At 72.8% G+C, this 13,112-nt stretch carries 12 protein-coding genes and 2 pseudogenes; 5 read left to right on the top strand and 9 right to left on the bottom strand.

What is annotated here, in order from left to right:
• Both AC1MIR_RS10530 and AC1MIR_RS10525 read left to right on the top strand, forming a co-directional pair.
• On the top strand, positions 1-817 hold an 817-nt coding region (locus AC1MIR_RS10530), incomplete at its 5' end, for a polysaccharide deacetylase family protein (RefSeq protein WP_480028115.1).
• The gene (locus tag AC1MIR_RS10525; protein WP_480028114.1) at positions 817-1,761 is read left to right on the top strand and encodes a sterol desaturase family protein; all 945 of its coding nucleotides are present in this window, start codon (positions 817-819) and stop codon (positions 1,759-1,761) included. The genes AC1MIR_RS10530 and AC1MIR_RS10525, both read left to right, overlap by 1 nt.
• Here AC1MIR_RS10525 and AC1MIR_RS10520 read toward each other — a convergent pair.
• Positions 1,748-2,845, bottom strand: coding sequence for a helix-turn-helix domain-containing protein (locus tag AC1MIR_RS10520; protein WP_480028113.1), 1,098 nt, complete (start codon positions 2,843-2,845; stop codon positions 1,748-1,750). The two genes, AC1MIR_RS10525 and AC1MIR_RS10520, sit on opposite strands and share 14 nt — an antisense overlap.
• Positions 2,846-2,942: 97 nt before the next feature.
• Between AC1MIR_RS10520 and AC1MIR_RS10515 the strand changes: the two are divergent.
• Positions 2,943-4,049: pseudogene (locus AC1MIR_RS10515) on the top strand (Kelch repeat-containing protein); the annotation flags it as partial.
• Positions 4,050-4,232: 183 nt separating this feature from the next.
• Here the strand turns inward: AC1MIR_RS10515 and AC1MIR_RS10510 are convergent.
• Positions 4,233-4,484, bottom strand: a pseudogene (locus tag AC1MIR_RS10510) (type II toxin-antitoxin system VapC family toxin); the annotation flags it as partial.
• A 65-nt stretch (positions 4,485-4,549) separates the two neighbouring features.
• Positions 4,550-4,789, bottom strand: coding sequence for a type II toxin-antitoxin system Phd/YefM family antitoxin (locus AC1MIR_RS10505; RefSeq protein ID WP_480028741.1), 240 nt, complete (start codon positions 4,787-4,789; stop codon positions 4,550-4,552).
• Positions 4,790-4,926: 137 nt separating this feature from the next.
• On the opposite strand from AC1MIR_RS10505, the gene AC1MIR_RS10500 reads away from it, so the two are divergent.
• Entirely contained in the window at positions 4,927-7,710 is a 2,784-nt protein-coding gene (locus tag AC1MIR_RS10500) for an ATP-dependent DNA helicase (protein WP_480028112.1), read from the top strand.
• A 4-nt stretch (positions 7,711-7,714) separates the two neighbouring features.
• On the opposite strand, the gene paaE is transcribed toward AC1MIR_RS10500, so the two are convergent.
• The 6 genes from paaE to AC1MIR_RS10470 all read right to left on the bottom strand — a co-directional run bounded on the left by paaE (position 7,715) and on the right by AC1MIR_RS10470 (position 12,294).
• The gene (gene paaE, locus AC1MIR_RS10495) at positions 7,715-8,803 is read right to left on the bottom strand and encodes a 1,2-phenylacetyl-CoA epoxidase subunit PaaE (protein WP_480028111.1); all 1,089 of its coding nucleotides are present in this window, start codon (positions 8,801-8,803) and stop codon (positions 7,715-7,717) included.
• Between the two features lie 13 nt (positions 8,804-8,816).
• Entirely contained in the window at positions 8,817-9,326 is a 510-nt protein-coding gene (paaD, locus tag AC1MIR_RS10490) for a 1,2-phenylacetyl-CoA epoxidase subunit PaaD (protein ID WP_480028110.1), read from the bottom strand.
• Positions 9,320-10,090 carry a 1,2-phenylacetyl-CoA epoxidase subunit PaaC gene (paaC, locus tag AC1MIR_RS10485; RefSeq protein ID WP_480028109.1) on the bottom strand — a complete coding sequence of 257 codons (771 nt, stop codon included), beginning with the start codon at positions 10,088-10,090 and terminating at the stop codon, positions 9,320-9,322. Before paaC ends, paaD begins: the two co-directional genes overlap by 7 nt.
• Positions 10,090-10,377 carry a 1,2-phenylacetyl-CoA epoxidase subunit PaaB gene (gene paaB / locus AC1MIR_RS10480; RefSeq protein ID WP_480028108.1) on the bottom strand — a complete coding sequence of 96 codons (288 nt, stop codon included), beginning with the start codon at positions 10,375-10,377 and terminating at the stop codon, positions 10,090-10,092. Before paaB ends, paaC begins: the two co-directional genes overlap by 1 nt.
• A gap of 5 nt (positions 10,378-10,382) precedes the next feature.
• Positions 10,383-11,384 (bottom strand): 1,2-phenylacetyl-CoA epoxidase subunit PaaA, encoded by a 1,002-nt coding sequence (paaA, locus tag AC1MIR_RS10475; protein ID WP_480028107.1) that lies wholly within the window; start codon positions 11,382-11,384, stop codon positions 10,383-10,385.
• 76 nt (positions 11,385-11,460) lie between these two features.
• On the bottom strand, positions 11,461-12,294 hold the full coding sequence (locus tag AC1MIR_RS10470) for a PaaX family transcriptional regulator C-terminal domain-containing protein (protein ID WP_480028106.1): 834 nt from the start codon (positions 12,292-12,294) through the stop codon (positions 11,461-11,463).
• Positions 12,295-12,411: 117 nt separating this feature from the next.
• On the opposite strand from AC1MIR_RS10470, the gene AC1MIR_RS10465 reads away from it, so the two are divergent.
• Positions 12,412-13,112 (top strand): calcium-binding protein (locus AC1MIR_RS10465; RefSeq protein ID WP_480028105.1); only part of this gene is annotated, 701 nt, incomplete at its 3' end.

The following is a 13,112-nucleotide window of genomic DNA, read 5'->3' as shown; positions in this document are numbered from 1 at the left end:
GCGCCGGGCGGCCCGCGGGCCGGGGGGGGGGCGCCACGCCGGCGGCCGCCCGCCCCGCGCCGGTACGCGCCGCCGGCGGCGGGGGGGCGGGCGCGCCGCGCGGGGGGCGCCGGCGCGCGCGACCTCGCCGGCGATCTGCAAGGGGCCGGTCTATCTGACCATCGACACCGGCTGGAGCCGGGAGGCCGAGCAGATCGCGCTGATCCTGCGCCGCGCCGGCATCCGCGCCACGCTCTTCGTGGCCGATGAGCCGACCTTCCGCGGCGACACCACCCTCTCCGACGCCTGGGCGCCCTTCTGGCGGGCGCGCGCGGCGGAGGGCCATGTCTTCGCCAGCCACACCTGGCGGCACTGGTACTTCCGGGGCGACCCGGCGCCGGGCCGGGTCCGCTACGCCTCCCGCCGCGGGCCGGGCGAGGAGGTGCTGGACCAGGCGGCGATGTGCGCGGAGCTTGCACGCCCGACCGACACGCTGCGGCGCATGGTGCCCGAGGCGCAGGTGCTGCCCCTCTGGCGCGCGCCGGGGGGCGTCACCACGCCCAATGCGCTGCGGCTCGCCGCCGGATGCGGCCTGCGGCACCAGGGCTGGACGCGCAACGGCTTCCTCGGCGACGAGCTCGATGCCGCGCAGCATCCGAACGCCGCGCTGCTCCGGCGCAACCTCGCCGCTATCCGCGCCGGCGAGGTGCTGGTGATGCATTGGGGCGTGCGCAGCCGCCGCGAGCCCTTCGCCGGCATCCTCGAGGCGCTGGTCACCGGCCTGATCGACGCCGGCTTCTGCTTCGAGCCGTTGCCGCCGGAGGGGATCCCGACCTGATGCTCGATCCGCTGATCCGTCTCTGGGTGGATGTGTCCGGCGCGGTGTTCGAGGGCGCGCTCCAGCCGGCGCTCTACGCGGCGGGGCTGATGATGTGGGCCGACCGGGCGCAGGAATGGCTGGATTTCGCGCTGCTCGGCATCGTGCAGGTGGTGCTGGTGTATTCGGTCTGCCGACCGCTGGAAGCGGCGCGCCCGGTCGAGCCGGTCAGCGACCGCGCGGCGATCCGCACCGACATCCTCTACACGCTGCTGGCCAGGCTCGGCCTGCTGCCGCTGATCGCCTTCGTCCTGCTCTCGGCGGCGGAGCGCACGCTGAACGGGCTGCTGGCCGATACCGGCTTCGTGCCGCCGACGCTGGAGACGCTGTTCCCCGCGCTGCGCGAGATGCCGCTGCTGGCGCTGCTGCTCTATGTGGTGATCCTGGATTTCGGCGAGTACTGGCGCCATCGCTTCCAGCACATGTTCGGCTGGTGGTACGCGCTGCACAGCGTCCACCACGCGCAGCGCCAGATGACCTTCTGGACCGACGACCGCAACCACCTGCTGGACGACGCGATCGCCGCCGTATGGTTCGGCGCCGTGGCGTTGCTGATCGGCGTGCCGCCGGCGCAGTTCGTGCTGATCGTGATGCTGCGCCAGCTCGCGGAAAGCCTGAGCCACGCCAATGTGCGGCTCGATTTCGGCAGGCTGGGCGAGCGGGTGCTGGTCAGCCCGCGCTTCCACCGCATTCATCACGGCGAGCTCTCGGCCGGCGAGAACGGGCGCAACTATGCCGTGCTGCTGCCGGTCTGGGACTGGATCTTCGGCACCGCCGATTTCGACCGGAAGAGCTATCCCCGCACCGGCGATCCGAATGCGCCGGAAAGCCTCGCCACCGGCGGCTGGCTGCGCCAGCAGGTGGAGGGGTTCCGCGAATTCGGCCGCGCGCTCAGGCGTCGGTGAGGCGGCGGCCCTGCGCCTGGCCGATGCCGCGCAGCAGCATGCCGTAATCCTCCCCGCAGGGCGCCGCCGAGGGGATCGGCGCGCGCCCCGTCAGCGCCGCCAGGCGCGCCTCCCGCGGCGAGGTGCCATAGGCGCCTCGGAAGGCGCGGCTGAAGGCGCTCGGGTCGTGGAAGCCGGCCCGCTCGGCGAGCTCGGCGATCGGCGTCGCGGCGAGCGCCGGATCGGACAGCAGCGCGAGCGCGCGGCGCAGCCGCATCGCCTGGATGTGCTGCGCGACGCCGCCGCGGCTTTCGAACAAACGGTACAACGCGCTGCGGGACATGCCGGCCAGCGCGGCCAGGCGCTGAGGGCCGAAGCGCGGCGATTGCATGTGCTGCCTGATCAGCGCCTGCAGCCGCTCGTACTGCGCCGTGGCGAGATCCTCCGGCGCGGCGCAGTCGGCGGCGGCATCGCCCGCGAGGCAGGCGGCCAGCATGCCCGGCGTGCCGCTGGCCAGCACCGCCAGGCGCGCCGGCGTGGCGGTGCGGAGCTGGCGGTCGATCAGCATCAGGTAGTCGGCCAGTACCGAGGCCCCCTCGCCGCGCACCAGGCCCGGCCCGCGGGCGGCCAGCGCCGCGGCGAGGCCGGGATGGGAATCGCGCGGCAGGCACACCGAGATCCAGGCGGCGTCGTCCCACCGCGCTTCCCAGGGCGCATCGAGCCGCAGGAGGACGGGCATGCCCGGGCCGATCTCGTGCCGCGCCCGGCCATGCTCGATCCCGCTCCGCCCGCGCAGCATCATCCGCACGACCCAGTGGTCCAGCCCGTCGCGCCGCACATGCGCGGGGCTGCGGCTGAACACCGCGGGCGTGGTGCGGCTGATGTTGAGCAGCATGTCGCCGAGCAGCCAGCTCTCGGTGCGCGTGGAGATGGCGCCACCCTCCGGCGCACGCATGGCGATCCGGTTCAGTGCGCCGAACTGCGCGTTCCACGCCTCCAGCCGCTGGGCGGGGGGGAGCGTGTCGGTGGTGAAGACGGCCGGCTCGACCGGCCCCGCTGCGGGGACGGCGCCGGCGCGGCCGCTGTACGGGCGGTAAGGAAGCATTCGCGGGTTATGCACCGCCCGCCGGGTCGGTGGCAACGCGCATCGCGGCGGGTGCCGGCCGGCATGGGCAGCCCGCCGCCGCTCTTTCGTCCGTGGCATGATCTTCCATCGCCATGGGCGGTTGCCTATGTGCTCCGCCGCCCACAGGGGAAAGATGGACATCATGCAACGCAGGACGATGCTCGGCGCGGCCGCCGGGCTGCTCGGGGCCGGTGCGACCGCCTCGGCGCAGCAGGCGATGCCGCATCACGGCGTGCCGATCCCCTCCGACAGGCTTGCGCCGCTGCGCGGCGACGGACCCGTCGTGCTGACCCCGGCGCAATATGCGCAGCGCTTCGTGGACAGCCCCGCCCCGGCCGGGCCGCCCGGGCGCTGGGTGGAGCGCGCGCCGCTGCCGCTGCCCCGCACCGAGATGGCCTGGGCCGCCGAGGCCGAGGGCAAGCTCTGGGTGATCGGCGGCTATGCCGAGCAGCGCGTGAACAACAGCTACAACCATGTCTACGACCCGGCGACCGACAGCTGGACAGAAAAGGCCCGTCTGCCGCGCGGGGCGAACCATGTGGCGGTCGCCGCGCTGGGCGGGCGGATCTATGCCTTCGGCGGCTTCAGCAACCAGAATCGTGGCGCGGACGATCTCGCCTTCGTCTATGACATCGCCGCCGACCGATGGGAGCGCATCGCGCCGATGCCGCGGCCGCGCGGCGCCGGCGCGCTGGCGGTGGTGGGCGGCAAGCTGCATCACATCGGCGGCGCCTCGAACCCCGAGAGCGAGCGCGCCTCGGTCGGCTGGCACGAGGTCTACGACCCGCAGGCCGACAGCTGGGAACGCCGCAAGGCGCTGCCCGGTGCGCGCGACCATGCCGGCGTGGTGGTCTCGGGCGGCCTGATCCACATCATCGGCGGCCGCTTCAACACCTTCGAGTACAACACCGGCCTGCACCATGTGTACGACCCGGCCCGCGACCAGTGGGAGACGCGCGCGCCGCTGCCGACGCCGCGCTCGGGCCACGGCCTGGTGGTCTATCGCGGGCGCTTCTTCGCGATGGGCGGCGAGAGCGGCTGGTTCGCCAACCGCGTCCTGACCGGCCAGGTCCATGGCCAGGTCGAAAGCTACGATCCGGAGACCGACAGCTGGCAGCACCATGCCCCGATGCCGACGCCGCGGCACGGCATGGGCGCGGTGGTGATCGGCGACTGGATCTACGTCGCCGGCGGCGGCCCGGTGGTGGGCGGCGGCGTGAAGTCCGCGGGGGACGAGGCCGTGACCCGGGGCGGGCCCCCCCCCGCGGGGCCCCCCCCCCCCCCCCCCCCCCACCCCGGAGGCCTCGGCCGCGCTCCGCAAGGCGCGGTCGGTGGTCGCCAGCGGCAGCCCGCGCCGCAAGGCCAGTTCCAGATAGCGCGCATCATAGACGGACAGCCCGAAGCGGGTGGCCAGGTCCGCTGCGTCCGTCCAGGCCTGCCGGGCCGTGTCCTCATCCAGCGTGATCGGCAGGTCGCGCAGCAGGCGCGACAATTCCTCCCGCTTCGCCGCATCCAGGCGCTTGCGGCGCTCGGCCATCAGCAGCCCGTTCTGCGCCTCCAGCGGCCACAGCATCGGCGCGACGGCGCCCGCTTGCGTGACGCGGTCCAGCAGCGCCATCAGTTCCGGCGTCTGCTCGTCTTCGAAGCACCAGGCCAGCGCGACCGAGTTGTCGAGAACGAAGCTCAATCGCGGCCTTCGTCCACCAGGGCCTTGATCCCGACGCCGCCGAGCGTCAGCCCGCGGCTGGCGCGTCGCAGCGCCTCCGCGGTGCGCCGCGCCTTCTCGCGGTCGAAGCCGGGCGAAACCGGCACGAGCTTCGCCACCGCGACCCCTCGGCGCGTGATCGTCACCTCTCCACCCCGCTCGGCCTCCGCAACCAGGGCGCTGAGCTGGTTCTTTGCATCGAAGATCGAGACCTGCATGGCGGCGGCCTCCTTTCTGGCCAGATAGATGGCCAGCTCCGCGGCGGTGTGCAAGAGACGCCAGCTTTCCCTCTTTGTTCGCACCCGCATCCGGTCCAGATTGCCCCCGTGCCCCCGCCCCGCGCCGCCGTACCCGAATGATCGCTCCGCGCGCCTCCGGCGCGACGCAACCGCGCCTTCTCCTCCCCGAGGCCCCCGCGCTGGTCGCCGGCTTCGGGCGTGGCGCGCTGCTGACCACGGATGGCGAGCTGCTTACCCTGCCCGCCGGCGAGCTCGGCCGGCGCCTGCGGGACGGCCCGCCGCCGCTGCTGGTCCATGCCCCCGCCACCTGGAAGCGCCTCGGCATCCCGCCCCTGCCGGCCTGCGACCTGCTGGAGCTTTTCGCCTTCTGCCGCCCCGCCCACCCAGCCGCCCCCACGCCGCGCGGGCTCGCCATGGCGCTGGACCGCGACCCGCCCCCCGACGATGAATCCGCCGCCGCCCTGCTGCCGGAGCTTGCCACCGCCCTGCTGCGCCACCTCGCCGCCGGCCGCCACCTGCCGCTGAATCGCGACGCCGCGATGCTGGCCCAGAAGCTCGGCGCCGAGATCCGCTGGCCCTGGGCGGAGTCCGTCCTCGCCGCCCTCGGCCAGCCCGATGCCCGCCCCTCGCTCGACCCGCTGAAGGTCTGGCGTCGCCTGCCGGAATGGGAGGAAGAGGCGCCGCCCCCGCCCCCCGCCCACCAGCCCATCACCCAGGCCGAGGCCCGCACGCGCTTGGCCGAGATTCTGGGCGAAGGCGCCGAGCAGCGGCCGCAGCAATCCGACTACGCCTCCGCCGCGGCCAGCGCCTTCCAGATCCGGGAGGCGCGCGGCGCGCCCAACCTGGTGCTGGCCGAGGCCGGCACCGGCACCGGCAAGACGCTCGGCTATGTCGCGCCCGCATCGCTCTGGGCGGAGCGCAACCACGCCCCCGTCTGGATCTCCACCTACACCCGCAACCTGCAGCGCCAGATCGACCAGGAGACCGCGCGCCTCTACCCGAACCCGGAAGACCGCCGGAAGCGCGTGGTGGTCCGCAAGGGCCGCGAGAACTACCTCTGCCTGCTGAACCTGGAGGAGCAGATCGGCGCGGCGCAGATCGCGGGGATGCTGCTGCCGCTCGCGCTCGTCGCGCGCTGGGCGCTCGCCACGCGCGACGGCGACCTGATGGGCGGCGACTTCCCCGGCTGGCTATCCGAGCTGTTCGGCCACCACGCCGTCTGGCCGCTCGCCGACCGGCGCGGCGAGTGCATCCACTCCGCCTGCCCGCACTACAAGGCGTGCTTCGTCGAGCATTCGATCCGCCGCGCGAAATCCGCGACACTGGTCGTCGCCAACCATGCGCTGGTGATGGTGCAGGCGGCGCTGGGTGGCGGCGAGGACGGCAAGCCGCTGCGCATTGTCTTCGACGAGGGCCACCACCTGTTCGACGCCGCGGACTCGGCCTTCAGCGCCGACCTGACCGGCGGCGAGACGGCGGAGCTGCGACGCTGGCTGCTCGGCGCGGAGGGCGGCCGCTCCCGCGCGCGCGGCCTGGCGCGGCGCATGGAGGAACTCGTGGGCGACCGCCCCGACCTGCTGATGCCGCTGGAGGAAGCGTTGCAGGCCGCGCGCGCCCTGCCCGGCCCCGGCTGGCCGAGCCGCCTGGCGGAGAACGATCCGCGCGGCACGGCCGAATCCTTCCTGCATGCCGTCCGCCGCCAGGTCATCGCGCGCACCCAGGAGGACGACGCCGGCTACGGCATCGAATGCGACCTGCACCCGCTCAACCCCGGCGTGGCCGAAGCGGCGGCGTCGCTACGCGACGCCTTCGCCGCGCTGCACGCCCCGCTGCGCACGCTGCATGACCGCCTGCAGGCGCGGCTGGAGGATGAGGCCGAGGAGCTGGAGGTCGGCGACCGCATCCGCATCGAGTCCGCCTGTCGCGGCCTGGAACGCCGCGCGCTGATGCCGCTCGCCGCCTGGGGCGCCATGCTCGCGACCATCGCCGATCCGCCGCGCCCGCCCGGCACGCGGCCCGACTACGTGGACTGGTTCGCGCTGGAACGGCGCGAGGGACGGGAGGTGGATGCGGGCATGTTCCGGCACCACCTCGACCCAACGCAGCCCTTCGCCACCACCGTCGCCGCGCCCGCGCATGGCGTGCTCATCACCTCCGCCACGCTGCGCGACACCGGCGAGGAAGCCGACGATCCCGACGCCGCATGGCACGGCGCGGAGGCCCGCACCGGCCTGCTGCACCTGGCCGCCCCCGCGATCCGCGCCGCCGTGCCCTCCCCCTTCGACTACGGCGCGCGCACCCGTGCGCTGGTCGTCAACGACGTCTCGCGCGAGGATTTCGGCCAGGTCGCCGCGGCCTATCGCGCGCTGTTCCTCGCCGCCGGCGGCGGCGGCCTCGGCCTGTTCACCGCGGTGCGCCGCCTGCGGGAGGTGCATGCGCGCATCGCCGAGCCGCTCGCCCGCGCCGGCATCCCGCTCTACGCGCAGCACATCGACGCGATGGACAACGGCACGCTGGTGGACGTCTTTCGCGCCGAGGAAACCTCCTGCCTGCTCGGCACCGACGCGATGCGCGACGGCGTGGACGTGCCCGGCAACGCGCTGCGCCTGCTGGTCTTCGACCGCGTGCCCTGGCCGCGCCCCTCCATCCTGCACCGGGAACGCCGGCTGCATCTGAGCGAGGGCCGGCCGAAGGCGCATGACGACGCCATTGCGCGCCACCGGCTGCGCCAGGCCTTCGGGCGGCTGATCCGTCGCGCCGACGACAAGGGCGTCTTCGTGATGCTGGATGCGCGCACGCCGTCGCGCCTGCTCGCGGGCCTGCCAGACGGCGTGATCGTGCAGCGCTGCGGCCTGAAGCAGGCGGTGGAGACGGTGCGGGAATTCCTGGCCGAGCCGTGACCCGTTACGCGGCGTCGTAGTCCACGACGAGATGCCCCGTTTTGGGCCGGCTCTGGCAGGTCAGCACGAAGCCCGCCTCCAGCTCCCAGGGCTGCAGCGAGTAGTTGGTGTCCATCGCCACCGCGCCCTCCGTCACCTTCGCGCGGCAGGTGCAGCACATGCCGCCGCGGCACGACCAGGGCAGGTCGAGCCCCGCGCGCAGGCCGGCTTCCAGCACCGTTTCGCCCTCGGCCAAGGGCACGCGGCGCGTGACGCCGTCGATGGTGATGTCCGCTTCCGCCGCGGGCTTCGCATCCGGCGCGACGGCGGGTGGCTTGCGCGGCGCGCTGCCGGGCGCGGGGGTGAAGTGCTCGGCATGGATGTGCTCGCGCGGCAGGCCGAGCGCGGTCAGCGCCTCCGTCGCCGCTTCCGCCAGGCCCGTCGGGCCACAGAGGAAGGCTTCCGCGATCGCGCCCGGCGGCACCAGGCCGGGCAGCAGCGCCTGGATGCGCGCGGCGTCGAGACGGCCATGCAGACTGTCCAGCTCGTGTTTCTCGCGCGACAGCACATGCACGACCGCGAAGCGATCCAGGTGCCGGTCCTTCAGCTCCTCCAGCGCGGTGCGGAACATGATGTCGGCGCCGCTGCGGTTGCCGTAGAGCAGCACGACGCGGCTGTTCGGCTCGCGCGCCAGCACCGAGGCCGCGATGGACAGCACCGGCGTGATGCCGCTGCCGCAGGCGATGCCGAGGATGGTGCGCGGCGGTGCGGCGGGGTCGGGCATCAGGCCGAAGCGGCCCTCGGGCGGCATCGCCTCGATCACGTCGCCGGGCTTCAGGTTGTCCACCGCCCAGGAGGAGAACCGCCCGCCGGCGACGCGCTTGATGCCGACGCGCAGCGCGCCTTCGTCGAGTGCCGCGCAGATCGAATAGCTGCGCCGCAACTCCTCGCCATCCTCGACGCGGCGCAGTGTGAGGTACTGCCCCGGCGTGAAGCGGAACAGCTCGGCCGCATGCGGCGGCGGCTGCAGCGTGACGGCGACGGCATCCGCCGTTTCGCGATCCACGCGCGCCACGCGCAGCGGGTGGAAGCGGGTGCTGGTCACGGCGTTCATGGGCGTCGTCCCGCTACAAACACTTGAAGTAATCGAAGGGCTCCTTGCAGGCCGTGCAGCGCCAGAGCGACTTGCAGGCGGTGGAGCCGAACTCCGAAAGTTTCTGGGTCTCGGTGCTGCCGCAGCGCGGGCACGCGACCTCGTCCTCCATGCCGAACAACGCGCGGCGGGAGGCCTTCGGCGCCGGCGGGGCGATGCCGTATTCGCGCAGCTTGTCGCGGCCCTGCTGCGTCATCCAGTCGGTGGTCCAGGCCGGCGAGAGCACCAGCTTCACCCGTGCCGCGATGCCCTGCGCGGCGAGCGCCGTCTCGATGTTCACCGCGATCATGGTCATCGCCGGACAGCCGGAATAGGTCGGCGTGATGTCCACCTCGACCTGGCCTGCATCGGTCACGCGCACGTCGCGCAGCACGCCGAGATCGGCGATGGAGAGCACCGGTATCTCCGGGTCCGCGACCTCGCCCGCGATCCGCAGCGCGTCCGCGCGCAGGCGCTCGCGGTCGAGGCGCGCCAGCGCTACCACGTCGCCCCCGGATAGGCGCGCTGCAGGTGTTGCATCACGGCCAGCATGTGGCCCAGATGCTCGGTGTGCACGCCGCGCCGACCGCCGGTCTGCATCCAGCCATCCTTCGGCCGATCGAGCGTCGCCTCCGCCAGCACGCGCGCCACCGTTGCCTCCCAATGCGGGCGGATCGAAACGGGATCGGGCAGCACGCCGGCTTCGATCAGCTCAACCTCGTCCTCGGCACGCACGAAAAACTCGCCGGTGAAGCGCCACAGGCGGTCCATCGCATCGGCCGCGCGGGCGTGGCTTTCCTCCGTCCCGTCGCCGAGGCGGATCAGCCACTCGCCGCTGTGCCGGAGGTGATAGGCAACCTCCTTCTCCGCCTTCGCCGCGATGGCGGCGAGCGTCGCATCGGTGCTGCGCATCGCCGCCTGCCACCAGGGATGCAGGAATGCGGAATGCAGGAACAGCCGCGCGATGGTGAAGGCGAAGTCGCCCTTCGGCTGCTCCAGCATCAGCAGGTTGCGGAAGGCCGGCGCATCGCGGAGATAGGCGAGGTCGTCCTCGGAACGCCCAAGCCCCTCGATCTCCGCCGCGTACTGATAGAGGCTGCGCGCCTGACCGAGCAGGTCGAGCGCGACATTCGCGAGCGCCAGGTCCTCCTCCAGCATCGGCGCATGGCCGCACCATTCGGACAGGCGATGCGCATGCACCAGCACGTCGTCCGCGCGGGCGAGGATCGCGTGCAGCAGGGGCGTCTCGGTGACGGCGATCGTCGTCATCACATATGCCCCACTTCCTCGGGCACTTCGTAGAATGTCGGGTGGCGGTAGATCTTGTCGGCGGTCGGCTCGAACAGGCTGTCCTTGTCGCCGGGATCGCTCGCGGTGATCGCCGCGCTCGGCACGACCCAGATGGACAGCCCCTCGCCGCGCCGCGTGTAGGTGTCGCGCGCGGCCTGCAGCGCCATCTCGGCGTCGGGCGCGTGCACGCTGCCGGCATGGCGATGCGCCAGCCCCGCGCGGGCGCGGATGAAGACCTCCCAGATCGGCATCTTCTGCTCGGTCATGTCGCTCACTCCGCCGCCATGCGCTGTGCGGCACGGCGCGCCTTCCGCTTCGCCGCATGCGCCAGCGCCGCCTCTCGCACCCAGGCGCCTTCCTCATGCGCCTTGCGGCGCGCTTCCAGCCGTTCCCGGTTGCAGGGACCGTTGCCGGCCAGCACCTGCCGGAACTCTTCCCAGTCGATCTCGCCGAATTCCCAGTGCTGCGTCGCTTCGTCGAAGCGCAGCGTCGGATCGGGGAAGGTCAGGCCGAGGTAGTGGCCCTGCGGCACCGTCGCATCCACGAATTGCTGGCGCAGCGCGTCGTTGGTGAAGCGCTTGATCTTCCAGCGCATGGACTGGTCGGTGTGGGAGCTCTGCGCATCCGGCGGCCCGAACATCATCAGCGAGGGCCACCACCAGCGGTTCAGCGCATCCTGCGCCATCGCCTTCTGCTCCGCCGTGCCGCGGCAGAGCGTGAGCATGATCTCGTAGCCCTGGCGCTGGTGGAAACTCTCCTCCTTGCAAATGCGGATCATCGCGCGGGCATAGGGGCCGAAGCTCGTCCGGCACAGCGGGATCTGGTTCATGATCGCCGCGCCATCCACCAGCCAGCCGATCGCGCCGATATCGGCCCAGGTCAGCGTGGGGTAGTTGAAGATCGAGCTGTATTTCGCGCGGCCGCTCAGTAGCTGCTCCACGAGCTCCTCGCGGCTGGTGCCGAGCGTCTCCGCGGCGGCGTAGAGATACAGCCCGTGCCCGCCCTCGTCCTGAACCTTCGCCAGCAGCGCGGCCTTGCGGCGCAGGCTCGGCGCGCGGGTGATCCAGTTGCCCTCGGGCAGCATGCCGACGATCTCGGAATGCGCGTGCTGGCTGATCTGCCGCGTCAGGGTGCGGCGATAGGCCTCCGGCATCCAGTCATTCGGCTCGACCTTGTCCTCCGCCGCCACGCGCGCCTCGAAGCGGGCGAGGCGTTCGGGATCCTCCGCGACCTGGGGGCCGCTGTCCTTCTGGTTGAGCGCCTGCGTGTACATGCGGCCGCTTCCTCCACCCTGGGCGGCGGAAGATATGTCACATTTCGATGGCGCCGCAAGTGAATTTCGTAACGTGTCAGCGGGTGAACCGGTCCCCCGCGGCGGAGGGCGGCAGCGGGCCCGCCTCGTTCCGGCCTTCCGCGTCCAGCCAGGCCTCGGCATCCGGGGCCAGAAGGCGGTAGAGCGCGGCAGCCAGGTCGCGCGCCTGCCCGCCCGCCCAATCCTCCGGCAGCAGGGCCGACGGCAGCAGCGGGTCGCGCAGCACCAGGCGCCGCCACTCATGCACCAGCAGCAGGCGCAGCGGCAGCGCCTCATCCGGTGTCACGCGCGCGCCGCGCAGCGGTTCGAAGGCGTCGAGGAAGCGACGATACCCCACGCCCAGCGCCTCCAGCGGCCAGGCGCGGGCGACCAGCAGCCGCGCCTCCGCCTGGTCGCGCACCGCCCCGGCGATCACCGGCACGCCCTTCGGCAATCCGGCCACATCGCCCGCCACGCCGATCATCGCACCCCCCGGCAGGCTGCCGAAGCCGCGCGCCTGCAAGGCCTCCCGCATCGCGGCATCGGCCAGCAGGACCAGCCGGAAGCGGCCATCCCAGTCCGGCGGGCCGGCGGCGTAGATGCGCGCCGCCGCGGCGGCGAAAACCTGCTCCCCCCGCGGTCCGAGGCGATAGAAGGAATTCCGCCCCACGCGGTTGCGCGCCAGCCAGCCTTCCTCGGTCAGCCGCGACATGGCCGTGCGCACCTGGCCGGGGGAGCAGCCGAACCGGTCCAGGATCGCCTGCAGGCTGCCGAGCCACAGCGAGCCGCCGCGCGGCGTCACCGCATCGCCCCAGATGGTGACGATGAAGGAGGCGATCCGCGGCGCGCCGGTGCGCGCCAGCGTCATCGCCAGGGCGGAGGCCTCACCCACGCGGCGCCGCCCGGTCGCGGCCGCAGATGCTGCGCTCATCTCGGGACTGGGTTGTTCCAGGGTGCATAAGCACGGACAATAGACACGCCGGGACAAGACAGGGAGAGGACGGACATCATGGCAAATTTCGCGCTGACCTCATCCCCGGCCGACAGCCTGATCGGCAGCGCCACCGAGGTGGACATCTTCGTCGTCGCGGGCGCCAACCGGCTCGTCGCGACCGACACGGTGCAGGGCGGCGGCGGAAATTTCTCCGACCTGCTGCGCATCACCGCCGGCATCACCCTGACCTCCGACGCCTTCGCCAATGTCCGCGGCATCGAGCGGCTGCAGATCACCGCGGCGAGCGGCGCGGCGGTCACGCTGAACGACGCGATGGTGAGCGACACCGCCTTCCCCGCCTTCTACGTCTTCGGCCTGCTGGGCGGCGACACGGTCATCGGCACCGAGGTGGCGTCCAAGTCGCTGGTGATGAGCGGCGATGCCGGCGATGACTGGTTTGTCGGCGGCGGCGGCGACGACCTCATCACCCCCGGCACGGGCGCCGACACGGTCGAGGGCGGCGCCGGCAACGACACGGTGGAGATGGCCTTCGCCCAGCTCACCGCGGCCGACCGCCTGGATGGCGGCGGCGGCAAGGATGACCTGCTGCGCCTGACGGACGGTGGCGGCAATCTCTCGGCGACGATCTTCGCCGGCCTTGCCGGCTTCGAACGGATCGAGATCGACCCCGCCACGGTCGCCGCGCTGACCGCGACGGTCGGCGCCCGCGAATCGGCGGGCCGCGCGCGGCCCCTCGCCCGCGCGCCCGGCCACGC

Source organism: Falsiroseomonas sp. RANM36 (assembly GCF_056682175.1).
This window is presented reverse-complemented; position numbering and strand designations above follow the sequence as displayed.

What these genes read in the sequence shown, in the direction of transcription:
- AC1MIR_RS10525 (WP_480028114.1), top strand. Translation starts at nt 817, where the DNA reads ATGCTCGATCCGCTGATCCGTCTCTGGGTGGATGTGTCCGGCGCGGTG.
- AC1MIR_RS10520 (WP_480028113.1), bottom strand. Translation starts at nt 2,845, where the DNA reads ATGCTTCCTTACCGCCCGTACAGCGGCCGCGCCGGCGCCGTCCCCGCA.
- AC1MIR_RS10505 (WP_480028741.1), bottom strand. Translation starts at nt 4,789, where the DNA reads ATGCAGGTCTCGATCTTCGATGCAAAGAACCAGCTCAGCGCCCTGGTT.
- AC1MIR_RS10500 (WP_480028112.1), top strand. Translation starts at nt 4,927, where the DNA reads ATGATCGCTCCGCGCGCCTCCGGCGCGACGCAACCGCGCCTTCTCCTC.
- paaE (WP_480028111.1), bottom strand. Translation starts at nt 8,803, where the DNA reads ATGAACGCCGTGACCAGCACCCGCTTCCACCCGCTGCGCGTGGCGCGC.
- paaC (WP_480028109.1), bottom strand. Translation starts at nt 10,090, where the DNA reads ATGACGACGATCGCCGTCACCGAGACGCCCCTGCTGCACGCGATCCTC.
- paaB (WP_480028108.1), bottom strand. Translation starts at nt 10,377, where the DNA reads ATGACCGAGCAGAAGATGCCGATCTGGGAGGTCTTCATCCGCGCCCGC.
- paaA (WP_480028107.1), bottom strand. Translation starts at nt 11,384, where the DNA reads ATGTACACGCAGGCGCTCAACCAGAAGGACAGCGGCCCCCAGGTCGCG.